Source organism: Luteibacter rhizovicinus (genome assembly GCF_004342265.1).
Classification (GTDB): domain Bacteria; phylum Pseudomonadota; class Gammaproteobacteria; order Xanthomonadales; family Rhodanobacteraceae; genus Luteibacter; species Luteibacter rhizovicinus_B.
In genome coordinates this window covers 197497-221009 of sequence record NZ_SMCS01000006.1, presented here as the reverse complement: position 1 = coordinate 221009, position 23513 = coordinate 197497, and the positions used below count along the sequence as shown (strand labels likewise).

Below are 23513 nucleotides of genomic sequence, written 5' to 3'. Positions count from 1 at the left end.
CTTAGTGGGCGTGTCCGACGCCACCGCCGGCATCGCCTTGTTCCAGTGGCGGCGGATCGCCGGCCACGGCGAGCAGCGACTGCGCGTACGCGTCTTCGAGGCTCACGGTCGAGACTTCATCCCACGCGAAGAACGACGGCTCGGTCAGCCATTCGGCATCGGGGGTGATTTCCTGCATGTTGAAGCCGTCTTCCTCGACACTGACCATGCGCCCGATGTAGCAGACCTCGGCCTCGTCCTCGCTGTCGACATGCACGCCGATCACCGGCGCATGCTTCGACGCGGCGCCGACCACCTGCGCGATGTCGTCCAGCGGGAAGTCCGCGGGCGGCGTCGGCACGATGCCTTTCAGCGCGAGCGCCTTCTCCAGGAAGGACGAATGCTTGTCCGGGACCTCGAGTTCGGAAATATCGCGATGACGCATGATGTACATGCCGTCATAGCTGATGCCGTCGCCGATGACCCACAGCAGGAAAAATTCGCGGCCGACCCCGCCGACGTAGCCACAAAAGCTGCCGTGTTCGAGTTCGCCGCGCCATAGACGGACCAGCTGCTTCGATTCCTGCGCTTCGCGCAGGCTCGCTCGCTGTCCGTTGGTTTTCAGTTGAATGATCTTGCCCATATACGTCAATAGTTTAGCAGGAGGGGGGCCTTTCCATGTTTAGAGGATGTAACGGCTGAGATCTTCGTCCTTGACCAGCGAGGCCAGGCTTTTATCGACATAATCGGCGTCGATCTCGTACTTTTCGCCGTTTTTATCCGCAGCTTCGAAGGAGATCTTCTCCAGCAGGCGCTCCATCACCGTATGCAGGCGGCGGGCGCCGATGTTCTCGGTACGCTCGTTCACCTGGAAAGCCACCTCGGCCAGGCGATCGATGCCCGAATCGGTGAAGTTCAGCGCCACACCCTCCGTATGGAGAAGTGCAACATATTGTTTTGTAAGTGCATTGTTCGGTTCGCGCAAGATGCGCTTGAAGTCGTCCACGGACAGCGCCGATAGCTCCACGCGGATCGGCAGACGGCCCTGCAGCTCGGGAATCAGGTCGGACGGCTTGGCCAGCGAGAACGCGCCCGAGGCGATGAACAGGATGTGGTCCGTCTTGATGGCACCGTACTTGGTGGACACCGTCGAGCCTTCCACCAGCGGCAGCAGGTCGCGCTGCACGCCTTCGCGGCTGACGCCCGCACCGCCCCATTCCGAACGCTGGGCCACTTTGTCGATCTCGTCGATGAAGACGATGCCGTTCTGCTCGGCCGCTTCCACGGCCCGGGCGCGCAGCTCTTCGTCGTTCACCAGCTTGCCCGCCTCTTCCTCGACCAGGAGTGGCCGGGCGGCGCGGATCGTCATGCGGCGCTTCTGGGTTTTGGTACCACCCAGGTTCTGGAACATCTTGCCCAGCTGCTGGCTCATTTCTTCCATGCCCGGCGGGGTCATGATTTCCACGCCGATGTTCGTGGCGAAATCCAGCTCGATCTCGCGGTCGTCCAGCGAGCCCTCGCGCAGCTGTTTGCGCAGCTTCTGGCGGGTATCGCTATCGATCGCAGGCGTCGTCGCGGCCGAGTCGTCCCAGCCGCTGGGCTGACGCCGGGGCAGCAACGCGTCGAGCAGCCGGTCTTCCGCCGCGTCTTCGGCCTGGCTTTGCACTCGGCCCTTGGCCTGGTCGCGCACGAGCTTGTAGGACACGTCGACCAGGTCGCGGATGATCGATTCCACGTCCTTGCCCACGTAGCCGACTTCGGTGAACTTGGTCGCTTCGACCTTCACGAAGGGCGCGTTCGCCAGTGTGGCGAGACGGCGCGCGATTTCGGTCTTGCCGACACCGGTCGGTCCGATCATGAGGATGTTCTTCGGCGTGACCTCGTCGCGCATGGTCGGATCGAGCTGCATGCGGCGCCAGCGGTTGCGCAGGGCGATGGCCACGGCACGCTTGGCGTCGTGCTGGCCGATGATGAAACGGTCGAGTTCGTTGACGATCTCGCGTGGCGTGAGTTCGGACATGGTCTGCTCTTGGATTCGTTAGGGAGACGATCGAAGCTCGGCGCGTGGCGCTCAGAGCTCTTCGATCGACACGTTGTGATTGGTGTAAATGCAGATATCGCCGGCGATCTTGAGCGCTTTTTCGACGATCGTGCGCGCATCCAGGTCGGTGTTTTCCATCAGCGCAAGCGCGGCCGACTGGGCATACGGTCCGCCGGAGCCGATCGCGATCAGGCCATGTTCGGGCTCGAGGACATCGCCATTGCCGGAAATCAGCAGGGACGCTTCCTTGTCGGCAACGGCCAGCATGGCTTCCAGGCGACCCAGACGACGGTCCGTACGCCATTCCTTGGCCATCTCGACCGCGGCGCGGGTGAGGTTGCCGCTGTGCTTGATCAGTTTTTCGTCGAACAGCTCGAACAGCGTGAAGGCGTCGGCGGTCGCACCGGCGAATCCGGCGAGGACATCGCCCTTGCCGAGCCGGCGTACCTTGCGGGCATTGGCCTTCATCACGGTGTTGCCGAGCGTCACCTGGCCATCGCTACCGATAACGACCTTGCCGTTCAGGCGGACACAGACGATGGTCGTGGCGTGCATCGATTCCATATCGGGTGGGGTCCGTTGGGTGGGGAGACGAGAGATGTGGGGGTGGGGGCGAGACAGACCAAGAGTCGGCGAGCGCCTTGCCCAGCCCCGCTCAAAGCTCGTGTTTGCTCAGTACCCCACCGCGATACACGTATAACTCATAGCTGCGACGGCCGATGGATCGGACTTCCTCCACCATGATCCGGTCGGCCGCTTCGATCAGCCCGGCCGCCACGGCTTTCCGGTCGTCGGGCAGGTCGTCCCAGTCGATCACGGTTTCGATCTCGAAACCCTCGTCGTAGGCGAATTCGAGGGTCACGCGGCTGTCCGCCCAGTCGAGATACCCGTGGAAACCGTTCTTCGTACCGGTTGCCTGGAGGCCGATCCCGTGGCGGGTGGCGATCGCGCCGCCCGCGTTGGTCGACATGATCGCGCCGGAAAGCACCATGGCCGCGTATCCGATGCGCTTGAACATGGCTTCGCTCAGGTAGGGCAAAACCCGGCGGGTCAGCCACGTCGCCGACAATGCGGCGGCGCCGACGATCGCGCCCACGGTGAGGACATCGCCCGTAAGCAGCCCGAACAACCCGTAAAGCACGAGCTTGATCAGGTGCAGGATGATCTCGTTGGCCGCGCGCGTCGCGACGATTTCGTCCTTGGACAGGCCATAGCGCAGATAGAACCGATTGAAGATCAGGCCCACGGCGCCGGTCAGACCCGAAATAAAGCCTGCCGCGGCGCCCACGATGCAAAGCGCCCAGACGGGGCCTGGCCGTTCGTCGGACGGTTCGGACTGTCGCCGGAACAGCATGGGAAGGTTCGCGAGGAGGAACAGGCCCAGAACGGCTTCGAGGTAAACCGGGTCGATGTACGTCAGCAACCACGCGCCCAGCCAGACGAACGGCAGCGCGGCAGGGACGAACCAGCGCACGACCCGCCAACGGATGTGTTTGAAGAACAGGGTAATTCGCGACGCGGAACTGATCGTGCTGCCGATCGACAGCGCGGCCGGCACCATCGCGGCGGGCAGCACCATCCGCAGGACGGGCAGAAGCACCAGGCCGGCGCCGCCGCCGCTCATGGCGCTGACCGCGAACGCGGCTACCGCGGCTGCAAACACCAGCAACAACGACGAGACCATCGGACTTACCGCAAGCGAAACGCGCGAACCTAGCGCGCGCTGCCTTACTGAAACCTCAACGTACGCAGTGGCGCCGTTTCCGGGGCTAGCGGGCCGTTTTCTTCTTCGCCCGGGGATGAGAAGAATCGTAGACGCGGGCCAGGTGCTGGAAGTCCAGATGGGTATAAATCTGCGTCGTCGCGATATCCGCATGGCCGAGCAGTTCCTGCACCGCACGCAGGTCGCCCGACGATTCCAGCATGTGGCTGGCGAAGGTATGCCGCAGCAAGTGAGGATGTATCCGTTTGGCCAGACCCTGGGCCAGCGCCAGGTGTTTCATGCGTAGCTGCACCGCCCGCGCGCTGATGTGCGCGCCGCCACGTCCTTTGAAGACGGGCGCTTCCGGCGCAATGCCGCCCAGCGCCGCCAGTCCGCGCAAGGCTGCGATGGCGAAACGGCCCACCGGCAGGATGCGCGCCTTGTTGCCCTTGCCCAGCACCCTGACCTGCCCGTCGTCCAGGTCCAGGTCGCCCCAGCGCAGGCCGATCAGTTCGGACAGGCGCAGGCCGCTGGAATAAAAGAGTTCGAGCATCGCCCGGTCGCGCGGCGCCAGCGATCCGCCGACATCGGTTTCCACCAGTTCCTTGGCTTCGTCGGCATCCAGCACCTGGGGTAGCTTGCGGCGGACTTTGGGTCCCCGAACGCCCGCGGCCGGATCGTGCGCGAGGTGGCCTTCGCGGGTGAGATAGCGGAACAGCGTACGGCAGGCGGACAGAAGTCGCTGGATGCTGTTCGGCGCCAGGCCGCCGCGATGTTCGCGGGCGATCATCCCGCGCAGCCGTTCGGGCGCCAGACTGTCGAAGTCGGACAGGCCCTCGGCCTCCATGAAACGAAGCAGTTTGCCGAGGTCGCGCCGGTAGGCATCCAGCGTGTTCGCCGACGGCGCCCGCTCCGCGGCGTAATGCCGGAGGAAGGCGTCGACGGCCTCGGCCGGACTCACGCCACTTTCCGCGCCCGCTCGATGGCCGAACCGACCGTCGTCGAGATCATTTTCAGGAACAGCGTGCCCATGCCCGGCTGAAAACGGTCCGGATCGGCGCTGCCGATGGCCAGCATCGCGTCGTCGCCGATACGCATCAGCGCAGCGGAGCGCACGTCGCCGGCATCGTCGCCGAACAGGCGCTGGAGCTTGGGCTGCGCCAGTCGGCCGGCCATCGATTCGCCCTGCGCGAGGAAGCTTTCGAACTCGGGCAGCCCCGCCACGCCGCGCGGTTCGCGCAGCAGCCAGCTTTCGTCGGGCAGACCGTTGAGGTCGCCGTAGAACAGCACGCGGACGCGCTCGGAATGGAAATCGTCAGCCAACCGCGTCACGACGCGGCGTACGGTGTCTTCGACACTCTCGGCCTGAAGCAGCGCCAGCATCAGTGCGTGCACGCGCTGCATCAGGCTTTCGTTGTCGCCGGCGATGTCCGTCAGCTCGGCCAGCCGGGCTTCGAGCGCGGCGTTCTTTTCCCGCAGGTTCTGCAACTGATACAGCGACAGCGACGCCGCCGGGCCGTTCGACCGCGGCATAACCAGCTGCGTGGCCAGATCGGGGTAGTCGGTAAGGAATTCGGGGTGGCGACGCAGGTACGACGCCACGGTGGCTGGCTTCAGATCGCCTTCGAGCGCGGTGTCGGTCATGGGTACGTCCTGGTGCGGCATTGGGGATGAGTGTGCTGCGTTTACGCGTCGCGGGCCAGCGACGCGTCAGATCTCGCCTTCGAATACGAAGGCAGCGGGGCCGGTCATCCACAGAGTATGGCCGGGACCGTGCCATTCGATGGTCAGGGTGCCGCCCGGCAGGGAGACGTCCACCACGGCATCGACGAGGCCGCGACGCTGGAGGACGGCGGCGGCCGCGCATGCGCCGGTGCCGCAGGCGCGGGTCCAGCCGCTGCCGCGTTCGTGCACGCGCAGACGGATCGTCTTTCTGTCCACGCGCAGCGCGAAGCCGGTGTTTACGCCATCGGCAAAGCGCGCATGGCCCGTGACGACCGGACCGAGGTTTTCCAGATGCGGATCGCCGAGGTCGGGCACTTCCAGCACGGCATGGGGATTGCCCATCGATACGGCGCCGATCGTGACGGGCGTTCCGTCGACATCGAGCATGTACGAGCTGGCTTCCTGCGGCGCATCGAACGGGAGGTGCGACGGTGTGAAATCCGGCTCGCCCATATCGACGGTCACGCGATCCGCCGCCAGCACCCTGACGGTCACCGGGCCCGACGGGCTTTCCAGGCGCACGTCGGTATCGCGGGCGATGACGCCTTCGCGATAAAGCCATGCTGCCACGCAGCGCACGCCGTTGCCGCACTGCCCGGACGGCGAACCATCGGCATTCCAGACGCCGTAATACCAGTCGCAGGATGGATCGCGCGCCGGTTCCACGCTGAGCAGCTGATCGAAACCGATACCGGTGTGCCGGTCGGCGAGCGCGGCAATGCGTTCCGCGGGCGGCAACTTGACGTCGTCCCGCCAGTCCACGACAACGAAGTCGTTGCCAATGCCGTGCATCTTGGTAAAGCGCATGCTCACGATGGCCTACTGCACCATGTGGTTACTGAACGGCGTCAGCGGCGCGGTCGTGCTGGGCGCAGGCGCAGCCATGGACGTCGGCGCGACCGTCTTCACGGCGGGCGCATTCGGCTTCGGCGGCGCGGGAACCAGCGGACCCTTGTTGCCGCAGCCCGCCAGCGCCATGCAGGCGAGCAGGAGCACCAGAAGTGGAATCGTTCGACGCATGGCTCGGATCCTCTTAAATACGCGCCCGAGTATGGCCTAGGCGAAGAGCTTTTCGAAGCGTAGCGCGTCCGCCCCGTCCTGGTAGTACTTCGGGTAGGTCCCGATGCGGGTGTAGCCCAGGCGTTCGTAGATGCCAATGGCGGCGACGTTGTCCGTACGCACTTCCAGACGGAGCGACCGGCAACGGTGCGCGCGGGCAGCGATTTCGGCGGCTTCGATCAATGCCGAGCCCACGCCCTTGCCCCGTGCCTCGGGTTTCGTCGCCAGGGAATAAAGGCGGGCAACCTTGGAGCCGCGGCGGAAGAACACCACGGCGGTACCGAGGAAGCGTCGATGATTGGCGCTTGCCACCAGCACCTGCGCCGATTCGCTATCCAGATGTCGACGGTATTGCGCGCGACTCAGCCGGTCGTGCGCAAAGCTGCTTTCCTCGAGGGCGACGAGGTCGTCGAGATCGCTGACTTCGGCGCGACGGACTCGCACCGGAACGGTAACCGGGGGGGGACGCATGCGGATGGACTCCGGCGCGGTGTAGGGCGGCGACGAGCCGGGGGAGGATAGCGACACGCGCGGCACTCTAGTCCTCGCGTGGGTGTCTATCAATCGTTTTCTTCGCCGGACGTTTACGCCAGCTTCAGCGCGCGGCCTTGTACCGTTGCATGGTCAACCCCACACTGCGCACGTGGTGAACCGTGGGCCCATGAGGGGCCTGTCGCGTGCTTCGCCCACATCTCGAGGTCACATGAGTCGGCTCGTCATCGTCGTGGAAAAAGCCTCCGACTGGGGCTCGTACTACCCTTCCGTCGACGTCGTTACCGCAATGGATTACCTGCGAGAGCCGGTAGGTGGCGACGACGACGAGCGCACGCACGTCATCAACCTCTGCCGCAGCTATAAATACCTGGGTACGGGCTATTACGTGTCCCTTCTGGCCGAAGCGCGTGGCCATCGGGTCATTCCGTCCGTGCGCTCGGTCAACGATCTGCGCCGCCGCTCCCTCTACGGCCTGGATATCGACGACCTCAACCAGAAGCTCGCCAACTTCCTGCCCGCCGGTGGGCGGGACACGACCGACTTCGGCGTGCTTGTCTACTTCGGCGAAACGGCTTATCCCGATCTGCAAGATCTTGCGAGGCAGGTGTTCGAAACATTCCCCTGCCCGTTGATGCGCATCGAGTTCGAGCGCGATCGGGTATGGCAGGTCGCGGCCATCAAGCCGGTCGGACTGCACACGTTGGACGACGCGCAGGAAGACGCGTTCGCCCAGGCGCTCGACAAATTCTCCAAGAAGCTCTGGCGCAAGCCGCGCGCGCGCAAGCGCTTCCGTTACGACATTGCCATGCTCGTCGATCCCAATGAGTCGATGCCACCGTCGAACCGCAAGGCACTGAAGCAGTTCATCGAAGCGGGCAAGCACCTGGGTATCGAAGTCGACCCGATCGGCAAGAACGATTACCAGCGCCTGGCCGAGTACGACGGTCTGTTCATTCGCGAAACCACGGCCAGCAACAACCATACCTATCGCTTCGCGCATCGGGCCGAGAAGGAAGGCATGGTCGTCATGGACGATCCGACGTCGATCCTGCGCTGCACGAACAAAATCTTCCTCAACGACCTGATGGTGGCGCGCAAGCTTGCCACGCCGCTGACGGAGATCCTCTACCGCGACGATCCGAAACGCGTGCGCGACCTGCCCGAGCGACTGGGCCTGCCGATCGTGCTGAAGATTCCCGACGGCTCGTTCTCGCGAGGCGTGGTCAAGGTCGAAACCCAGGAAGCGCTGGAGAAAGGCGCAGCCGAACTCTTCAGCCACAGCGCGCTGGTGATTGCGCAGGAATATGTTCCTACGGACTTCGACTGGCGCATCGGCGTGCTCAACCACGAGCCGCTTTACGCGTGTCAGTACTACATGTCGCGCGGCCACTGGCAGATTTATAACCACGGCGCCAAAGGCACCGCCAAATCCGGCGGCTTCAAGACCGTACCCGTGCGCGAAGCGCCCAGCGAAATCGTGAAGCTGGCGCTGAAGGCCACGCAGACCATCGGCGACGGTATCTACGGCGTCGACCTGAAGCAGGTCGGCGATCGCGCCGTGGTCATCGAGGTCAACGACAACCCGTCCATCGACGCGGGCGTCGAGGATGCGTACCTGGGCGAGGATCTCTACATCCGGATCATGCAGGAGTTCATGCGCCGGCTGGAACTGAAGCGGCTGGGCCTCCCCCGCTAACGCAAGATCCACGATCCCTCTGTAGGAGCGCTCCTGAGCGCGATAGCCGACGGAGCGAAGAGGCCATGCGTTGCAACGCCAGCCCGCGGATCGGGGCTGGCGAATGTGAGCGTCCGTTTCTACGCTCCGTGGGCTATCGCGCTCAGGAGCGCTCCTACAACAGCGTGTCGCGGAGACTCAACCCCGGCGGCGCAGCGCCACCAGCAGGCTCGCCGGCGCCAGCACCAGCCAGAACGCGGGTGTCCAGCCCAGGCTTTCGCTATGCATCGGCAACGGGGTCAGCGCCAGCAGCGTCGTGCCGGCGGCGAGCCAGCCCAGGGCAATCAGTGCGCGGACACGGCGGGGCGAGAGCGATTCGTGACGGTCGATCATGGCGGTTCCTCCCAGGTCTGGACCCGAGATTAGGCAGCGCCCGTCTCACGGATCGCGACCCCGGGCCGGACTGCTCCCGGACCGGTGCGGCCCGTTACAATGGCGCTAGCTGGCTCTTCGCCGGTGTTCCGTCCCAGGAGAGAAGCATGAGCGCAGTCGCGCACCGTTTTGCCGTGTTCGGTCATCCGATCGCGCACACGCTGTCCCCCGAAATTCATCGGGCGTTCGCCGCGCAGTGCGGCATTCGCCTGAGCTACGAAGCCATCGATGCGACGCCAGAGCAATTCCCCGAGGCCGTACGCCGCTTTTTCGCCGAAGGCGGACTTGGCGCGAACGTCACTCTGCCGCACAAGGGCGCCGCGTGCCTGCTGGCCGACGAACACACCGCCATGGCCGGGCGTTGTGGCACGGCCAACGTTCTGACGCCGCTGGTTGGAGGCCGCATCGAGGCACATAACACCGACGGCGACGGCATGGTCCGCGACATCACCGAACGTCATTCCCTCGACCTGCGTGGCCACAACGCCCTCCTTCTCGGTGCCGGCGGCGCGGCACGCGGCGTGGCGTGGGCACTGATGGATGCCGGCGTCGACACGCTCACCATCGTCAACCGTTCGCCCGAAAAAGCCGACGAACTCGCCGACGCCATCGGCGAACCGGAACGCGCGCATACCCGCTATTGGGAAGACCTGGCGAACCTCGGCAGCTTCGACCTCATCGTCAACGCCACCTCGGCCGGCGTAGTCGGTGGCGGGCTCGACCTGCCGACCCACCTCGTCGGCAACCGCGCCCTCTGCTACGACCTTTGCTACGGCGCGGCAGCGTCCGGTTTCGTCGGCTGGGCAAAAGCCGCCCATGCGAAATACATCCACGACGGTCTGGGCATGCTGATCGAAACGGCGGCGGACGCCTTCGAACGCTGGCATGGCCGACGCCCCGACACCGATCCGGTTTACGCCGTGCTGCGCGAGCGCTACGGCTAAGCGATGAGCCTGATCTGCCGCGCCGGTTGCGGTGCCTGCTGCATCGCCCCGTCGATCAGCTCGGCCATCCCGGGCATGCCCAACGGCAAACCCGCCGGCGTCCGCTGCATCCAGCTCACCGACGACAACCGCTGCGCGATCTTCGGCCGGCCGGAAAGGCCGGCCGTGTGTTCCAGCCTGATGCCGCAGCCGGACATGTGCGGCGTCGATACGGTTTCGGCGATGAACTACCTCGCGCATCTTGAAGCGGCGACCGTCTAGCCGTTATCCGTGCGACCGATCCACGCGCGCGGCGTAACAACCGCGCTTTGCGTAATGCGCGTGCATGTAGTCGACATCCGGTTGCTTGAAGAACGCTTCGATAGCTTCCCCGAGCTTCTCTCCATCGACCACGTCGGCAGCGACCATATCGTGGTTGGCGTCGAATGCCCGGAGCGAGATCAGGCGACGTTTCAGGACCGCCGGTACGACATCTTCGCAGCGATATGCCTCGGTCGCGCCTTCTCGTACGAAGATGGCGTGGCTGGCACGGTAGGGCGTATCGGCCGGTTGATGCGTGTAGTTGAGCAGCAGCAGGGTTTCGCCGGGGTCTACATCGCGTAGCTCGATGCGGTCGGGAAATCCCGTGGGCGCATCGGCGACGTAGCGGCGCACGCCTTTCGCGCGCAGCTCGTCGTCGGACAAGCCGTATAGCGACAGGAAGGGGGTGGGGTCGAGACCGGAAATGAGGAAAGACATCGACGTGGCCGGTGTTGGGAGGTGGCGTCCAGCATCGCGCGTCCGTTTTTGGCGGAACATCCGGTTCTTGCGCCGGGCAGGCTCGCCACATCGTTGCAACACAATCCCGTTACCGTGACGCGCCCGCCGGGGACGTCCGACAGGGGGACGTTCTGGATGCGGGTTCCCCCTGGCGTCACCTGTCATGTCCTCTCTTATTCCTGCTGCACTCGTGCGGCGCGCGCTTATCGCGACGGCGGTAATCGCCGTCGTGGGCGCGGCTGCGTACTTCGTTTTGCGCGGTCGCGACGATAGCCCCAACCAGACGGCCACCGGACCGGGCGAGGTCGCCAGCGCGGCCGCGCCGGCGGAAGGCGGTAGCGAAGTCGACATCCTGCTCGGTCTGGCGCGCGACGCCATGAAGGAAAACCGGCTGATCGCTCCGCAGGGCAATAACGCTTACGAGTACTACCTCAGCGTCGTGCAGTTGCAGCCGGAGAATCCCGTGGCGCTGGATGCGTTGCGCGAAACGCTGCCTTTTGCTTCCACCGAGGTCGAGCGACAGATCAACCAGCGCGAACTCGACGAAGCGCGTCGTGAAATCGCCTTGCTTCGCGACTTCGATCCGACCAATTACACGCTCGTGATCCTTGGCGCCAAGCTCGATGCGCAGCAGCGCGTCGTCACGGCGGAAGACGAAGCGAAAGCCGCGGCCATGCGCAATGTCGATGCCTCGGCTGCCCGCGTGGCGCGAATGCCGGAGGCACCCATGCCCACGCCGCCGGTGCAACACGCCGTCGCGAAGACGGTCCCCGCAGCGGCGCCGCCGCATGTCGCCGAACCGCAGGCAGCCGCGCCCGTGCCCGTCGCGCATACCGAAACCGCCCCGGTGCTTCGCCGGGAGGTCCCGCCGTTCTATCCCGCCGATGCACGCCGCCAGAAGCGGCAGGGCTGGGTCGAGGTCAGCTTCACGATCGAGCCCGACGGGAAGGTAAGCCAGGCGGCTGTCGCGGATGCCGATCCGCGCAATGTGTTCGATCTGGCGGCCCTGGGCGCCGTGAAACGCTGGGAATTCACCCCTGCGACCCGCGATGGTCAGCCGGTGCGCAGCACGCAGCGACGCCGGATTCAGTTCCAGCTGTAATTGCGAGTCCATAATCGGCGGGACATTCCACGAAAGGCGTGCCCCATGCGTTACCTGCCCGCAATCGCTTTCGCCGTCGCCTGTTCGGCCATGGCCATCTCCGGCTGCCAGACCGGCAACGTCGCCGCGCAGCCCAAGCCGGTTTCCGGTTTCGTCACCGACATGAAAGCCTTCGACGGTTTCATCGCCACGCATCCGACGCCCGATCAATTCCGCGCCACCTATCCCGATGTGCAGCTGGTGCTGCCCGGCATGATCACGACGATGGAAATGCGCATGAACAACAGCCGCTACTCGGCGAAGCTGGATGCGCAGGGCAAAATCACGGGTGGTTCGTTCCAGTAAGTCCGGCATCTGCCCCTTGTAGGAGCGCTCGAGAGCGCTCCTACAAAAGTGCTTCGCTGCATAATTCGGTTACGTCGATGAAAGGAGTCTTCCTATGTTTCGTATGTCAGCAGCTATCCTCGCCGTCGCGCTCGCAGGCGCTTCCCTTACCGGTTGCCACACGGGCAATGTCGCCGCGCAGCCGAAGCCGGTCGCCGGTGTCGTGACCGACATGAAGGCGTTCGATGCCTTTATCGCGACGCATCCGACGGTCGAGCAGTTCAAGACGACCTATCCCGACGTGACGCTGGTGCCGCCCGGCACGATGGCCACGCGCGAGATGCGTCACGACAACAGCCGGTACTTCGCGCAGCTGGATGCCGATGGCCGCATCGTCGGCGGGAAATTCATGTGAGCCACGTTCGCCCTTTCAAAGGCGTGATGCCGCAGCTTGGCGAGCGCTGCTACGTCGATCCCGCTGCCGTGCTTATCGGCGACGTCGTCCTGGGGGACGACGTGTCGATCTGGCCGGGTGCCGTGGCGCGTGGCGACGTGCACTACATACGCATCGGCGCGCGCAGCAATCTGCAGGATGGCGCCATCGTCCACGTGACCCACGACGGTCCCTATTCGCCGGGCGGCTTTCCGACGCTGATCGGCGAGGATGTGACGATTGGCCACGGTGCGGTGATCCATGCGTGCACCATCGAGGATGGGTGTCTTATCGGCATGCATGCGACGGTGCTCGATGGTGCCGTCGTGAAGAAGAACGGTTTCGTTGGCGCGGGTGCTGTCGTATCGCCCGGCAAAGTCGTGGGCGAGCGAGAGTTGTGGTTGGGTAATCCAGCGCGGCTGGTGCGTGTGCTGACCGACAAGCAGGTGGAGCAGCTTTATTATTCCGCGGCGAATTACGTGAAGCTGAAAGACGAATATCTGCGGTAACGCCGCTCTTACAACGGCTGATTGAGTGCTTCTGCGGTATACGCATACCCCGCATCCACCGCTCGCCGCCAGTTTCCCCAGTCCAGCATGCCGATATGCTCCAGCGGCGGCGACAGCAGCAGGTCGGCCAGGGCGCGGCGTTCGGCGCTTGCCGCCTCCGCGTTCACCATGGCCGCGCGCACCAGGGTCGATACCAGCGACGGCCGCACGATGCCCCGTCTTCGTTGGAACCATACATGCCAGGGACTCGGACTGATGGCCTCGTCGATGCTTGCGGTCAGCGAGGTACCCGCACGGATATCCACGGCCGTGATGTGACCGATGCCGTCGTCGCGCATGACGTCGGTCGGCAGATTGTCGACCAGCGCACCGTCGACGAACACGCCTCCGCCGTGCGTGACGGGGGGCAGCACGCCGGGAATGGCGCTGGTCGCACGCAGCCATAGCCACAGCGGCCCCTCGCGATGCACCGACTTACCCTCGCCGCTAAGGCTGGTGGATACGCAGAAATAAGGTATGGGCAAGTCTTCGATGTCGATCGCGCCGAATGTCCGGCGCAGCATGCGCGTGGCGCGATGACCACGGGTAAGCGCGACCAGCGGCAGCGTCCAGTCGGACAGCGGGCGCCCCGAAACAAAGGCCTCCCGCATGGTTTCCGCCATTCTTTCGACGGGCCAGCCCATGGCCACGCCGGCGGCGATGATCGCCCCGATACTGGTTCCACCCACGGCGTCGAAGGTGTGACCCGCTTCGCCGAGCGCGCGCAGGGCACCCAGGTGCGCCATGCCGCGGGCGCCGCCGCCCGCAAGGACCAGCCCGCGCCCATTGCCGGATACCAGTCTGGCGATACGGTCGATGTCGGCGCCCGCGCGGACGTGGTGCTGGCGCGTCGCCGGGGCAAGCGTCGCCGCCCAGCGGGCGGCCGCACCGTGCGCCACGTCGTGGCCGGGATGAATCAGCACCAGGTGATGGGGCCGATGGTCCGGAGCCATCCGGGTCCAGTCCTCGGGCCATGCCGCCGGCTGCTGTGCGGCGAGAACGGGCAGCAGAAGCGCATCGGCCTGGCGACGGCATCGATTCCGCCACAGGCCTTGCCCCTCCGTGTCGAGGTAGACCGTGTAGTCCAGTTCGGCTTCGCGTTCCGCGAACCAGGCACCGCTGCGCCCTAGCCCGTGCTCCGGACCGATCAAAGCCGACCGGCCATGTTCGGCGAGCGCCTGGACCAACCGGGTAGCGAAGGCGCGCGCGGGCACGCCGGGGTCGTGGGCAAGCACGGCGAACGTTCGGGGCGAACCCGCACGCTGATCCGCCAGCGAGTCGCGCAGACGGCGCACGGCGGTTCTCGCGGTGGCCAGCAGCACCGACGCATGATCCGCAGCCAGGCCTGCGAAGGCCGCGGACGGAAGCCACAACAGTTCCGAATCGCGCAGCGCGCGAACGGTACGTCGACGACAGTCGCCCGTGATCTGGCCGACGTCGCCCACGATGCCGCCGGCAACGATCAGATGATCCGTCGAACCGTCCGGCGCGAACGACGCCAGGCTTCCGCTGCGCAACAGGTACATGCCGTCCGACGGCTCGCCCTGCACGAACAGCGTGGCGCCGCCCGGTAACGACAGCCAGATCAGTCGCCGGGCCAGCGCCGACCGTGCGCCCGCGCCCAGGTGGCCGAACGTACCGGAGCGTTCGATCAGGGCGTCGACATCGTGTGGCAGCAGCATGGGGGACGAGGCTCGCAGACCAACATGACAAATACGGGGCGGGCCGCCGCACCCGGCTTGATTTGATACCGTCCTAGCACCACGCTTGCGGCCTAAGGAGACCCACCATGGATAGCAATCCGCTGCTTGCCGAAAATACTTTGCCCGCTTTCTCGGCCATTCGGCCCGAGCATGTCGAGCCGGCCATCGACACCCTGATCGCGGAACAGCGTGCCGCTATCGACGCCATCGCCACGCCCGACGCGCCGCGCGATTTCGCCCACGTCATGCTCGCCCAGGAGCGGCTCGACCAGACGCTTTCCCGTGCGTGGTCGCCCGTCAGCCACCTCCATTCGGTGGTCGATTCCGAGGCGTTGCGCAAGGCGCATGGTTCGGCGGAAGAAAAGCTCACCGATCACGGTATCGAAGTCGGACAGAACCGGGACCTGTACGCGGCGGTCCAGGCGGTTGCCGGCCGGCCGGATTTCGCGACGCTTTCCATCGCGGAGAAAGCGTCCGTCGAACATGCGCTTCGCGACTTCCGTCTGTCCGGTGTTGCGCTGGAAGAACCGGCGCGCACCCGTTTTCGCGAAATTGGCGTCGAGCTGTCGAAGTTGAGCACCGAGTTTTCGAATGCCGTACTCGATGCCACCGAAGCCTGGCACCAGCACGTCACGGACGAACGCGATCTCGCCGGCATTCCGCCGTCCGGTCGTGCGGTCCTGCGCGAATACGCGAAGGACCTGGATCTCGACGGTTACCTGGTGACGCTGAAACAGCCAAGCGTGCAGGCGGTGCTGACCTACGCCGAGAACCGCGAACTGCGCGAACGTGTGTACTGGGCCTACCAGACGCGTGCCTCGGATCAGGGGCCGAACGCGGGCAAGTTCGACAATACCGTGCGGCTCGAGAAGATCGTGGCGTTGCGTCACGAAGCCGCGCAGCTGCTCGGTTTCGCCAATGCCGCCGAGGAATCGCTGGCCACGAAAATGGCGACCTCGCCGCAGGTTGTCCTCGATTTCCTTGCCGATCTGGCCGGTCGCGCGCGTCCCGTCGCCCGTCGCGAACTGGACGAGCTGCGCCGTTTCGCCACCGACACGCTAAAGCTGGACAACCTCGAGCCCTGGGACGTCGGCTTCGCGTCGGAACGCCTGCGTCAGGAACGCTACCAACTGGACGAAGAGCAGCTGAAGCCCTACTTCCCGCTTCCCGCGGTCGTCGAAGGTCTTTTCACCGTGATCCAGCGCCTGTACGGCATCACGCTGAAGAAGCGCGAGGACGTCGACACCTGGCACCCGGACGTAAGCTATTACGACGTCATGGATGCCGATGGCCGGATCTTCGCCGGTGCCTACATCGATCTGTATGCTCGCTCCGGCAAACGTGGCGGCGCGTGGATGGACGTATGCGCGTCGCGGTTCAGGGACGGGGATCAGGTCCAGTCGCCCGTGGCTTTCCTGACCTGCAACTTCGCACCGCCCACGGACGGCGCGCCAGCCTTGCTGACCCACGACGACGTACTGACGCTGTTCCACGAATTCGGCCATGGCCTGCACCATATGCTGACCGAGGTCGATATTCCCTCGGTGGGCGGCGTCGACGGTGTCGAGTGGGACGCGGTCGAACTGCCCAGCCAGTTCATGGAGAACTTCGCCTGGGACAGACAGGCGCTGGCGCTGTTCGCGCGGCACTACAAAACCGGCGAACTGCTGCCCGACGATCTGTACGAACGCATGCTGGCCGCCCGGCATTTTCATGCCGGCCTGTTTCTGGTGCGGCAACTGGAGTTCGCGCTGTTCGACTTCCGCCTGCACCTCGAATACGACCCGGCGCGCGGCGCACGTCCCATGGATGTACTGGAGAAAGTCCGCCACGAGGTTGCCGTCATGTATCCGCCGGCGTGGCAGCGTTTTCCGCATGCCTTCACGCATGTGTTCGCCGGCGGTTACGGGGCGGGTTATTACAGCTATCTGTGGGCCGAGGTCCTGTCCGCCGACGCATTCGAACCATTCGAGGCCGCCGGGGTACTCGACCGCGCGACGGGCGACGCTTTCCGCCGTGAGGTGTTGGCGGTGGGCGCGACGCGTCCCGCGCTGGAATCGTTCGTGGCGTTCCGCGGCCGCGAACCGCGGCCGGACGCCCTGCTGAAGAGCTATGGGTTGGCCTGATTCCGGGGCGACGAGGCGGAAAAGGCGGCACACCCTAGCCGGGGTGCGCCGCCTTTCCCTTACAATGACGCCATGAAAATCGCGTCGTGGAATGTCAATTCGCTGAAGGTCCGCCTGCCGCATCTGCAGCAGTGGCTGGCCGACGCCGCGCCGGACGTGGTGGCCCTGCAGGAAACCAAGCTCGAAGACAGCAAGTTCCCGGTCGACGAGATCGCGGCACTTGGCTATCGCAGCGTCTATTCCGGGCAGAAGACCTATAACGGCGTGGCGATCCTCGCTCGCGGCGAGATCACCGAAGTCGTTACCGACATCCCGGGTCTCGACGATCCCCAGCGACGGATTCTCGCGGGGACCGTGGGCGGCGTTCGCGTGGTCAATCTCTATGTGGTCAACGGCAAAGCCGTGGGCGACGAAAAGTACGCGTACAAGCTCGACTGGCTCGCCCGCGTTCGCGACTTCCTCGCCGAGGAAATCGTCCGCTACCCGAAACTGGTCGTGCTGGGCGATTTCAATATCTGTCCGGACGATCGCGACGTTTACGATCCCGTGGCCTGGGGTGAGGACATCCTGTGTTCTCCTCCGGAGCGGGCCGGCCTTGCCGCCATCACCGCGCTGGGCCTTGCTGACAGCTTCCGTCTCTTCGAAGCGGAGGCCGGCCATTTCAGCTGGTGGGACTACCGTCAGGCGGCCTTCCGGCGCAACATGGGTCTCCGGATCGACCTTATTTTGATCAGCGATGCGCTCAAGTCGCTCGCGACATCGTCCGTTATCGATCGCACACCGAGGACCTGGGAACGGCCGTCGGATCACACCCCGGTGGCGCTGGAGCTAGCCCTGTAATGAATACCCCGAAGTCCGATTGGCCCAGCTCGCTGGACGACAAGGAACTGGAAGAACTGGACCGCTACCTGCGTGCGCACGCGGGCGAAGGCGATCTGATGCTCGACGGCGTCCACGGCATGCTCTCGGCCATCGCCGTGGGTCCGCTGGAAGTGCTGCCCGACGAATGGCTCCCCGAAGTGCTGCATGACGCTTTCACCGACGAAGGCGAAGGCAATCGTGTGCTGGCGCTGCTGGCCAAGCTCAACGATTCCATCGGCGCCGAGCTCGAAGTGGACGCTTACGAGCCGATTCTCGGCGAGATCGACACGGAGAGCGGTCCCATGCTGTCGGCCGCCGGCTGGTGCGAGGGTTTCAGTCGCGGCATCGATATGCGCGCGGTACTCTGGGAAACGCGTCTTGCGGAAGACCCGACGCTGATGGAACTACTGGGCCCGATCATGGCCCTGGCCGTCGATGAGGGCATCCTCTCCGCCGATACCGAATTCGAGAAGCTGACCGACGACGAATACGACGACTGCCTCGCGCAGGTCCCGGTCGTCCTGGGTGCGGTCGGCGATTACTGGCATACGCACCAGCCGACCGAAGCCGAAGTTCAGGCCATGCTGAAGCCACGTAACGAAGAAGGCGAAGACGGCCCGCCGCGCCAGCGCAGCGGCCACTGGGTGCATTGACCCGCATCGGTTTTGTGTAGGAGCGCGCTCCTGCACAAGCGGCAAGCGGATACGTGCAAGCGACAAGCCGCTACGTGGAAACAATCCGTTCGCCGTTGCACGCTTGGCGCGTGTGCCTGTAAGCCGCATTGTAGGTGTCTCTCACACGAGGACCTTCCCATGACCGACCGCAGCATTTCCCGCCGTGTACGCGGCATGGACACATCCGATGGCGCGGGCGTGAAGCTCAAGCGCGTCATCGGCCAGCCGGCGCTCGACATGCTCGACCCGTTCCTGCTGCTGGATGAATTCCGCTCCGACCAGGCCGGCGATTACATCGCGGGCTTCCCCGAGCACCCGCATCGCGGGTTCGAAACCGTGACCTACATGCTCGCCGGCCGCATGCTCCATGGCGATAACCACGGCAATCGCGGCGACCTTACCGCCGGCAGCGTCCAGTGGATGACGGCCGGTCGCGGCATCCTCCACTCGGAAATGCCGCAGCAGGAAGAAGGCCTGATGTGGGGTTTTCAGCTGTGGGTGAACTTGCCCGCCAGCGACAAGATGACCGCACCGCGCTATCAGGACATCGCTCCGGAGCGCATTCCCGTGGCCCATCCGGCCGAGGGCGTAACGGTGCGTGTCGTCGCCGGCGACGTCGGCGGCGTGCGCGGGCCCGTGGACGCCGTTGCCACGGAGCCGGTTTATCTCGATATCGCGCTGGAAGCCGGCGCCCGTTTCGACCTCAGCGTGCCCGAAGGCCACAGTGCATTCGCGTATGTGTTCGAAGGAACGAAGGCCGAGGTGGCCGGCGAATCGCTGGAACGTAGCGAACTGGCGGTGCTTTCGAAGGGCGATCGCGTCACGTTCGCCGCAGATCAGGCCGCGCGCGTGCTCTTCGTCGCGGGTCGTCCGCTGAAAGAGCCGGTGGCTCGCTATGGTCCGTTCGTGATGAACACGCAGGCCGAGATCCACGAAGCCATCGCGGACTTCCGCGCGGGCAAGTTCTAAGATCGGCGTTCCCCGACTCACTCCTGTGATCCCCCATGTCCAGAGCTAAGCACGCCTTTCTCTTCGATCTCGACGGCACGCTGGTCGATAGCGTCTACCAGCATGTTCTGGCGTGGAAGGAATCGCTGGATATGGAAGGCATCGATCTTTCGGTGTGGCGCATCCATCGGAAAATCGGCATGAGCGGCGGATTGTTCACCGATATCCTCCTGCGCGAGACCGGCACCGAGATCACCCCGGATCGCATCGAGCGCCTTCGCATCAATCATGCGAAGGCATACGGACGACTGGCGGAAGCGGGTGCCGTTCGTCCGCTGCCCGGTGCGCGGGAACTGCTCGCCTGGCTTACCGACGCGGGCATTCCCTGGGCGATAGCGACCAGCGGTCGCATGGAAACCGCGGCGCACAATATCGCGGCGCTTGGCGTCGATCCGAACAAGGTGCCCGTGGTCACGCGCGATCAGGTGCGTCACGCCAAGCCCGATCCCGACCTGTTCGTTACCGCGGCGGAGCGCCTCGGCACGGACATCCGGGACGCGCTGGTGCTGGGCGACAGCATCTGGGACATGCTCGCGGCCCAACGGGCACGGGCGCTGGGTATTGGCCTCCTGTCGGGCGGCTATGGCGAGAACGAGCTGGAGCGCGCGGGCGCATACCGCGTTTTCGCCGATCCTGCGGACTTATTGCTTCATATCGACGAAGTTGCTGCCCGTAGCTGAACGGCGGCGGGTCGTAAGACCTTGATGTTAAGCGGGGTTAATCGTTTCGGACGCGTGGGTGGCTAGGCTTGGGGTATCCGTTCCCCTGCAGGACCCGCCTATGCGTCTGTTGTTTACCATCGCTCCGCTCACCCTCGCCGCGATCCTCGCGGCGTGCTCGCCCTCCTCCCCGGAAACCGCCTCCGCCTCCGCCTCCGCGCCGGCAACGGAACCCGCACCGGGTAAGACCGCGCCCGCCAATCCCGCGTTGGGTTCGCCGGACTGGTATGCCTGGGTCGATCGGACCCTTGCCGTCAGCGACGACGGTCACGGCCCGGCACCCGGCACGCCTGAGTGGAACTCGGCGGTGCAGACCAAGCTCGGTGAGGAAGCGCCGCAGCAGAAGTCGGGATCGACGGAATGGCAGCAGGCAGTGGATGCGCTGCTGCGGACTCGCGTGGCGACTCACTGAGCCTTTAGCTACCTACGAAGGACGAGGAACTGTGGGGGCGCGCAGGCGCGCTCCCACTGAGGGCGCGACTACAGCCGAACGTCGAGATGGGTCGCGGATTTCGCCACCCGCACCTCACCCTTCGGCAACGCCAGCACATAACCCCCCGGCGGATTCGCATCGCCGGTAATCGTCAGCACAACCTTCCCATCCTCGCGACGCAGCGTGTAACCCAGCTTCCCGTATGGCGTACGCATATCGCGTACCGCGATGCCTTTGCCATCCAGCCACGTCATCGGCACGCCTGCGCCAAGCACCATCGCGTGATCGCTGGCGCGTTCATAGGCGAACAGGTCCAGCGCGGACCGCACATAGTCCGAAGCGATCCACGCATGCGGCATATCGCCGACGAAGCGCGGCTTGCGCGGATCGCGGCCCACGACTTCAGCCCACTGGTTCCAGGCGGCGGGTCGACGATCGGCAAAGAAGAAGGCAAGCAACTCCTGCACGCGATCCCGCCAGCCGAGGCGCACGAAGGTCGCTACCGTACGCAGTTCGTACGGCGTGTAATCGTCCCACGCGGTCTTGCCGTCGCGTCGCGCGACGAAACCCTGCCAGTAGCGTTCGAAGGTGCCTTGCACCAGGTCGGCCGGCAACCGCGTCTGCTCGTCACCGGGGGATATGGCGATCGTCGTCGACGTCGCATCGAAGTCACCGAGTTCCGCCGAACCGGGAATGAAATCGATGCCCTTCTCTTTCACCGCGGCGGCGATCGATGCATGCAGATCGGTACGAAACGTATCGCGCGACTCGCCCATGCGTTTCGCATCGCCCGTCTTCCCGAGCGTCGCGGCCAGATCGACCGCATCGTCATAGCCCTTCATGGCCCAGAAATCGTCCCAGTACGAATGCATCGGCTTGGCCGAATAGCCTTCGTGACTTATCGAGGCGGGCATCAGTCCATACAGCGGGCCGTTGCGTTGCGCGTCGGTGCGCTCGCTTAACCGCAGCTTGTCCATGTACGCAACCGCGCGTTCGACGTGAGGCCACAATGCCGTCAGTTGCTCGCGATTGTGCGTATAGCGGTAAAGCTCGGCGACGCTGAAGATCAGTTCGCCGTGGCTGTCGTTCTCCGGTACCGGATCGGAGCCGCGCGCGTCCACGCAACATGGCACCTTGCCGTTGCTGAACTGATGCGGCGCGTACCAGTCGACGAACTCGCCCGCGACGTCGGCATGACCGGTGCGCAGCAACCCTTCGAGCATCATCGCGCCGTCGCGTACCCAGGTACGTCCATACGAACGCGTGCCCGGCTGTAACGCGGGACCGTTGCGCGACATCAGTATCTGCGCGACGCCACTGCGCATCGTATCGACGATGGGTTGCGCGGCCGTGGGGGCTTCGATCGAGACGCGGTTCAGCTTTTCGCGCCATGTGGACGCGATGGCATCGAGCCGACTTTCCAGCCACATTGCCGTGTTCGCGGGCACGTCGACATGCGCGGACGAAATGGAAGGAACGACCAGCCCAAGATCGACGTGGCCTTTCGCAGGCACATGCAAGCGATAGAGAAACGCACCCTGGGCGAAGCCGAGGTCGTCGTGCAGTTTGGCAACCGAAGGATGCTGGCCCGCCGCGATGCGTTCGGGCAATGAACCATCGGTATTCCTGCTGGCAACGAAGTCATCCGTCTTTTGCAGTGGAACGACGACGTGCACGCCATTGACAGTGAGCTTCTTTCCATCCCAGGCGAAATCATGGATCGGGCTGGTGCCACCGGGTGAATTGAGGAACTGCGTGGGTGGATTGACCTGGAACGGCCTGGCCATCAAGGCCAGCGTGACATCGCGAGCGGCATCGCCATCGTTCGACACGCGGTAACGCATAACCAGTTCGGAGCGCCCCGCTTCGCCTTGGGCAAACACCGTCGTCTCGAGCCCCAGCGCGCCGGTCTTCCACTGAACGGACGGTATCGGGAGATAACCGTCCAGCAGCGACTGCGACGCGCGAACGTCCGCCCAGGTAACAAGCTTGCCGTTGTCCAGCACGAAGGGTTCGATGGAAAAACCGCCCTTGTTCACTTCGATCGCGCCGTCCTCGGAGATCAGTGCGGACTCCGCGCTACCGCCGTCGACGCCGACCAGCGTCCAGTAAGACTGTTCGCCGGAGAATCCGCGCGGATAGAGTCCGCGCCGTACTTTCTTCGCCTGCGCCTGGAAGTACACTTTGGGTGGCGTGGCGGCTGCCGTGGACGGAGCGGCATTCGCCGGCTCGGGCGGCAACGGTTTAAGGCGGAGGTTGTCGAAGCAGACCCGACCCTTGCCGGCCTTCTCCGCGTAAATCATGAATTCGACGGCGGCGGTTTTCGTGAGCACCCGGTCCTTCGTGGGACCCCATGCGAACTCGATATCCTTGCGACGCACTTCGATGTGCTGCCAATCCTTCGTGGGCACGAAAGCGGGACGTTGATACCACCAGACATTGTCGCCACTGTCGTCGATCAGTTTCAGCTGCAAGGTATTCGGCGACATCGACCCGCGCACGTCGAACGAAAGCGCGAAGTTGCCGGGATAGTCGATGGGCAGCTCGCGCTTCAGCGACGCGGAACCGGATACGCCGTTGAAGTCGAAATCCAGGCACAGCGAACCGCCGTCCTGACGCAGCGTCGCACTGACGTCGTCCGTATGTCCGACTGTCCAGTTCGCGGCACGGTCGAAACCGTCGAGAAGGCGGGCGTCCGTCTGCGCATACGCGCAAGGCAGCAGACAGCCGGCGGTGAGCGCGGCTGTGGCGAGGATCGAACGAAGAAGCAT

General features: G+C 64.8%; 26 protein-coding genes. 13 read left to right on the top strand and 13 right to left on the bottom strand.

The window, feature by feature from the left end:
- Position 1: 1 nt before the first annotated feature.
- The 9 genes from EC912_RS15350 to EC912_RS15310 all read right to left on the bottom strand — a co-directional run bounded on the left by EC912_RS15350 (position 2) and on the right by EC912_RS15310 (position 6977).
- On the bottom strand, positions 2-622 hold the full coding sequence (locus EC912_RS15350; RefSeq protein ID WP_132145612.1) for a hypothetical protein: 621 nt from the start codon (positions 620-622) through the stop codon (positions 2-4).
- Positions 623-661: 39 nt separating this feature from the next.
- Entirely contained in the window at positions 662-1999 is a 1338-nt protein-coding gene (gene hslU, locus EC912_RS15345; RefSeq protein WP_132145610.1) for an ATP-dependent protease ATPase subunit HslU, read from the bottom strand.
- 51 nt (positions 2000-2050) lie between these two features.
- A complete protein-coding gene (hslV, locus tag EC912_RS15340; RefSeq protein ID WP_132145609.1) occupies positions 2051-2584 on the bottom strand; it encodes an ATP-dependent protease subunit HslV in 534 nt (177 codons plus the stop codon).
- Positions 2585-2675: 91 nt separating this feature from the next.
- On the bottom strand, positions 2676-3704 hold the full coding sequence (locus EC912_RS15335; RefSeq protein ID WP_132145607.1) for a sulfite exporter TauE/SafE family protein: 1029 nt from the start codon (positions 3702-3704) through the stop codon (positions 2676-2678).
- Positions 3705-3789: 85 nt separating this feature from the next.
- Positions 3790-4683 (bottom strand): tyrosine recombinase XerC, encoded by an 894-nt coding sequence (locus EC912_RS15330; RefSeq protein WP_132145605.1) that lies wholly within the window; start codon positions 4681-4683, stop codon positions 3790-3792.
- Positions 4680-5366 carry a DUF484 family protein gene (locus tag EC912_RS15325; RefSeq protein ID WP_132145603.1) on the bottom strand — a complete coding sequence of 229 codons (687 nt, stop codon included), beginning with the start codon at positions 5364-5366 and terminating at the stop codon, positions 4680-4682. Before EC912_RS15325 ends, EC912_RS15330 begins: the two co-directional genes overlap by 4 nt.
- A gap of 66 nt (positions 5367-5432) precedes the next feature.
- Positions 5433-6260, bottom strand: coding sequence for a diaminopimelate epimerase (gene dapF / locus EC912_RS15320; protein ID WP_132145601.1), 828 nt, complete (start codon positions 6258-6260; stop codon positions 5433-5435).
- Between the two features lie 6 nt (positions 6261-6266).
- Positions 6267-6467 (bottom strand): LPS translocon maturation chaperone LptM, encoded by a 201-nt coding sequence (gene lptM, locus EC912_RS15315; RefSeq protein ID WP_132145599.1) that lies wholly within the window; start codon positions 6465-6467, stop codon positions 6267-6269.
- 36 nt (positions 6468-6503) lie between these two features.
- Entirely contained in the window at positions 6504-6977 is a 474-nt protein-coding gene (locus tag EC912_RS15310; RefSeq protein ID WP_132145597.1) for a GNAT family N-acetyltransferase, read from the bottom strand.
- A gap of 232 nt (positions 6978-7209) precedes the next feature.
- On the opposite strand from EC912_RS15310, the gene EC912_RS15305 reads away from it, so the two are divergent.
- Positions 7210-8697, top strand: coding sequence for a RimK family protein (locus EC912_RS15305; RefSeq protein WP_132145595.1), 1488 nt, complete (start codon positions 7210-7212; stop codon positions 8695-8697).
- 177 nt (positions 8698-8874) lie between these two features.
- Here the strand turns inward: EC912_RS15305 and EC912_RS15300 are convergent, their stop codons facing one another.
- Positions 8875-9069: a hypothetical protein gene (locus tag EC912_RS15300; protein WP_132145593.1), complete on the bottom strand. Its 195-nt coding sequence runs from the start codon at positions 9067-9069 to the stop codon at positions 8875-8877.
- Between the two features lie 146 nt (positions 9070-9215).
- Here EC912_RS15300 and aroE point away from each other — a divergent pair, with 146 nt between their 5' ends.
- Together aroE and EC912_RS15290 are read left to right on the top strand one after the other, a co-directional pair.
- Positions 9216-10052, top strand: a complete 837-nt coding sequence (aroE, locus tag EC912_RS15295; RefSeq protein ID WP_132145590.1) for a shikimate dehydrogenase — start codon at positions 9216-9218, stop codon at positions 10050-10052.
- Positions 10053-10055: 3 nt separating this feature from the next.
- A complete protein-coding gene (locus EC912_RS15290; protein ID WP_132145588.1) occupies positions 10056-10313 on the top strand; it encodes a YkgJ family cysteine cluster protein in 258 nt (85 codons plus the stop codon).
- A 3-nt stretch (positions 10314-10316) separates the two neighbouring features.
- Here EC912_RS15290 and EC912_RS15285 read toward each other — a convergent pair whose 3' ends face one another.
- Entirely contained in the window at positions 10317-10790 is a 474-nt protein-coding gene (locus tag EC912_RS15285) for a DUF1203 domain-containing protein (protein WP_132145586.1), read from the bottom strand.
- A 184-nt stretch (positions 10791-10974) separates the two neighbouring features.
- Between EC912_RS15285 and EC912_RS15280 the strand changes: the two genes are divergently transcribed.
- The 4 genes from EC912_RS15280 (at position 10975) to EC912_RS15265 (ending at position 13179) form a co-directional block, all read left to right on the top strand.
- Complete coding sequence (locus EC912_RS15280) at positions 10975-11913, top strand: energy transducer TonB (protein ID WP_132145584.1); 939 nt, start codon at positions 10975-10977, stop codon at positions 11911-11913.
- Positions 11914-11958: 45 nt separating this feature from the next.
- A complete protein-coding gene (locus EC912_RS15275) occupies positions 11959-12258 on the top strand; it encodes a hypothetical protein (protein WP_132145582.1) in 300 nt (99 codons plus the stop codon).
- A gap of 94 nt (positions 12259-12352) precedes the next feature.
- A complete protein-coding gene (locus EC912_RS15270; RefSeq protein ID WP_132145580.1) occupies positions 12353-12652 on the top strand; it encodes a hypothetical protein in 300 nt (99 codons plus the stop codon).
- Between the two features lie 26 nt (positions 12653-12678).
- Positions 12679-13179: a gamma carbonic anhydrase family protein gene (locus tag EC912_RS15265; RefSeq protein WP_428993107.1), complete on the top strand. Its 501-nt coding sequence runs from the start codon at positions 12679-12681 to the stop codon at positions 13177-13179.
- An 8-nt stretch (positions 13180-13187) separates the two neighbouring features.
- On the opposite strand, the gene EC912_RS15260 is transcribed toward EC912_RS15265, so the two are convergent.
- Positions 13188-14900: a patatin-like phospholipase family protein gene (locus EC912_RS15260; protein ID WP_132145576.1), complete on the bottom strand. Its 1713-nt coding sequence runs from the start codon at positions 14898-14900 to the stop codon at positions 13188-13190.
- 107 nt (positions 14901-15007) lie between these two features.
- Here EC912_RS15260 and EC912_RS15255 point away from each other — a divergent pair, with 107 nt between their 5' ends.
- The 6 genes from EC912_RS15255 (at position 15008) to EC912_RS15230 (ending at position 20721) form a co-directional block, all read left to right on the top strand.
- Complete coding sequence (locus EC912_RS15255; RefSeq protein ID WP_132145574.1) at positions 15008-17047, top strand: M3 family metallopeptidase; 2040 nt, start codon at positions 15008-15010, stop codon at positions 17045-17047.
- Between the two features lie 72 nt (positions 17048-17119).
- Positions 17120-17887: an exodeoxyribonuclease III gene (xth, locus tag EC912_RS15250; protein ID WP_132145572.1), complete on the top strand. Its 768-nt coding sequence runs from the start codon at positions 17120-17122 to the stop codon at positions 17885-17887.
- Positions 17887-18561, top strand: coding sequence for a YecA family protein (locus EC912_RS15245; protein WP_132145570.1), 675 nt, complete (start codon positions 17887-17889; stop codon positions 18559-18561). The genes xth and EC912_RS15245 overlap by 1 nt, the downstream gene beginning before the upstream one ends.
- A 159-nt stretch (positions 18562-18720) precedes the next feature.
- Entirely contained in the window at positions 18721-19551 is an 831-nt protein-coding gene (locus tag EC912_RS15240; RefSeq protein ID WP_132145568.1) for a pirin family protein, read from the top strand.
- Between the two features lie 35 nt (positions 19552-19586).
- Positions 19587-20270: an HAD family hydrolase gene (locus EC912_RS15235; RefSeq protein ID WP_132145566.1), complete on the top strand. Its 684-nt coding sequence runs from the start codon at positions 19587-19589 to the stop codon at positions 20268-20270.
- 100 nt (positions 20271-20370) lie between these two features.
- Positions 20371-20721 (top strand): hypothetical protein, encoded by a 351-nt coding sequence (locus tag EC912_RS15230; RefSeq protein ID WP_132145564.1) that lies wholly within the window; start codon positions 20371-20373, stop codon positions 20719-20721.
- 68 nt (positions 20722-20789) lie between these two features.
- Here the strand turns inward: EC912_RS15230 and EC912_RS15225 are convergent, their stop codons facing one another.
- Positions 20790-23513 (bottom strand): discoidin domain-containing protein, encoded by a 2724-nt coding sequence (locus EC912_RS15225; protein ID WP_132145562.1) that lies wholly within the window; start codon positions 23511-23513, stop codon positions 20790-20792.

What these genes read in the sequence shown, in the direction of transcription:
- EC912_RS15350 (WP_132145612.1), bottom strand. Translation starts at nt 622, where the DNA reads ATGGGCAAGATCATTCAACTGAAAACCAACGGACAGCGAGCGAGCCTG.
- hslU (WP_132145610.1), bottom strand. Translation starts at nt 1,999, where the DNA reads ATGTCCGAACTCACGCCACGCGAGATCGTCAACGAACTCGACCGTTTC.
- hslV (WP_132145609.1), bottom strand. Translation starts at nt 2,584, where the DNA reads ATGGAATCGATGCACGCCACGACCATCGTCTGTGTCCGCCTGAACGGC.
- EC912_RS15335 (WP_132145607.1), bottom strand. Translation starts at nt 3,704, where the DNA reads ATGGTCTCGTCGTTGTTGCTGGTGTTTGCAGCCGCGGTAGCCGCGTTC.
- EC912_RS15325 (WP_132145603.1), bottom strand. Translation starts at nt 5,366, where the DNA reads ATGACCGACACCGCGCTCGAAGGCGATCTGAAGCCAGCCACCGTGGCG.
- lptM (WP_132145599.1), bottom strand. Translation starts at nt 6,467, where the DNA reads ATGCGTCGAACGATTCCACTTCTGGTGCTCCTGCTCGCCTGCATGGCG.
- EC912_RS15310 (WP_132145597.1), bottom strand. Translation starts at nt 6,977, where the DNA reads ATGCGTCCCCCCCCGGTTACCGTTCCGGTGCGAGTCCGTCGCGCCGAA.
- EC912_RS15305 (WP_132145595.1), top strand. Translation starts at nt 7,210, where the DNA reads ATGAGTCGGCTCGTCATCGTCGTGGAAAAAGCCTCCGACTGGGGCTCG.
- EC912_RS15300 (WP_132145593.1), bottom strand. Translation starts at nt 9,069, where the DNA reads ATGATCGACCGTCACGAATCGCTCTCGCCCCGCCGTGTCCGCGCACTG.
- aroE (WP_132145590.1), top strand. Translation starts at nt 9,216, where the DNA reads ATGAGCGCAGTCGCGCACCGTTTTGCCGTGTTCGGTCATCCGATCGCG.
- EC912_RS15290 (WP_132145588.1), top strand. Translation starts at nt 10,056, where the DNA reads ATGAGCCTGATCTGCCGCGCCGGTTGCGGTGCCTGCTGCATCGCCCCG.
- EC912_RS15285 (WP_132145586.1), bottom strand. Translation starts at nt 10,790, where the DNA reads ATGTCTTTCCTCATTTCCGGTCTCGACCCCACCCCCTTCCTGTCGCTA.
- EC912_RS15280 (WP_132145584.1), top strand. Translation starts at nt 10,975, where the DNA reads ATGTCCTCTCTTATTCCTGCTGCACTCGTGCGGCGCGCGCTTATCGCG.
- EC912_RS15275 (WP_132145582.1), top strand. Translation starts at nt 11,959, where the DNA reads ATGCGTTACCTGCCCGCAATCGCTTTCGCCGTCGCCTGTTCGGCCATG.
- EC912_RS15270 (WP_132145580.1), top strand. Translation starts at nt 12,353, where the DNA reads ATGTTTCGTATGTCAGCAGCTATCCTCGCCGTCGCGCTCGCAGGCGCT.
- EC912_RS15265 (WP_428993107.1), top strand. Translation starts at nt 12,679, where the DNA reads ATGCCGCAGCTTGGCGAGCGCTGCTACGTCGATCCCGCTGCCGTGCTT.
- EC912_RS15260 (WP_132145576.1), bottom strand. Translation starts at nt 14,900, where the DNA reads ATGCTGCTGCCACACGATGTCGACGCCCTGATCGAACGCTCCGGTACG.
- EC912_RS15255 (WP_132145574.1), top strand. Translation starts at nt 15,008, where the DNA reads ATGGATAGCAATCCGCTGCTTGCCGAAAATACTTTGCCCGCTTTCTCG.
- xth (WP_132145572.1), top strand. Translation starts at nt 17,120, where the DNA reads ATGAAAATCGCGTCGTGGAATGTCAATTCGCTGAAGGTCCGCCTGCCG.
- EC912_RS15245 (WP_132145570.1), top strand. Translation starts at nt 17,887, where the DNA reads ATGAATACCCCGAAGTCCGATTGGCCCAGCTCGCTGGACGACAAGGAA.
- EC912_RS15240 (WP_132145568.1), top strand. Translation starts at nt 18,721, where the DNA reads ATGACCGACCGCAGCATTTCCCGCCGTGTACGCGGCATGGACACATCC.
- EC912_RS15235 (WP_132145566.1), top strand. Translation starts at nt 19,587, where the DNA reads ATGTCCAGAGCTAAGCACGCCTTTCTCTTCGATCTCGACGGCACGCTG.
- EC912_RS15230 (WP_132145564.1), top strand. Translation starts at nt 20,371, where the DNA reads ATGCGTCTGTTGTTTACCATCGCTCCGCTCACCCTCGCCGCGATCCTC.
- EC912_RS15225 (WP_132145562.1), bottom strand. Translation starts at nt 23,513, where the DNA reads ATGCTTCTTCGTTCGATCCTCGCCACAGCCGCGCTCACCGCCGGCTGT.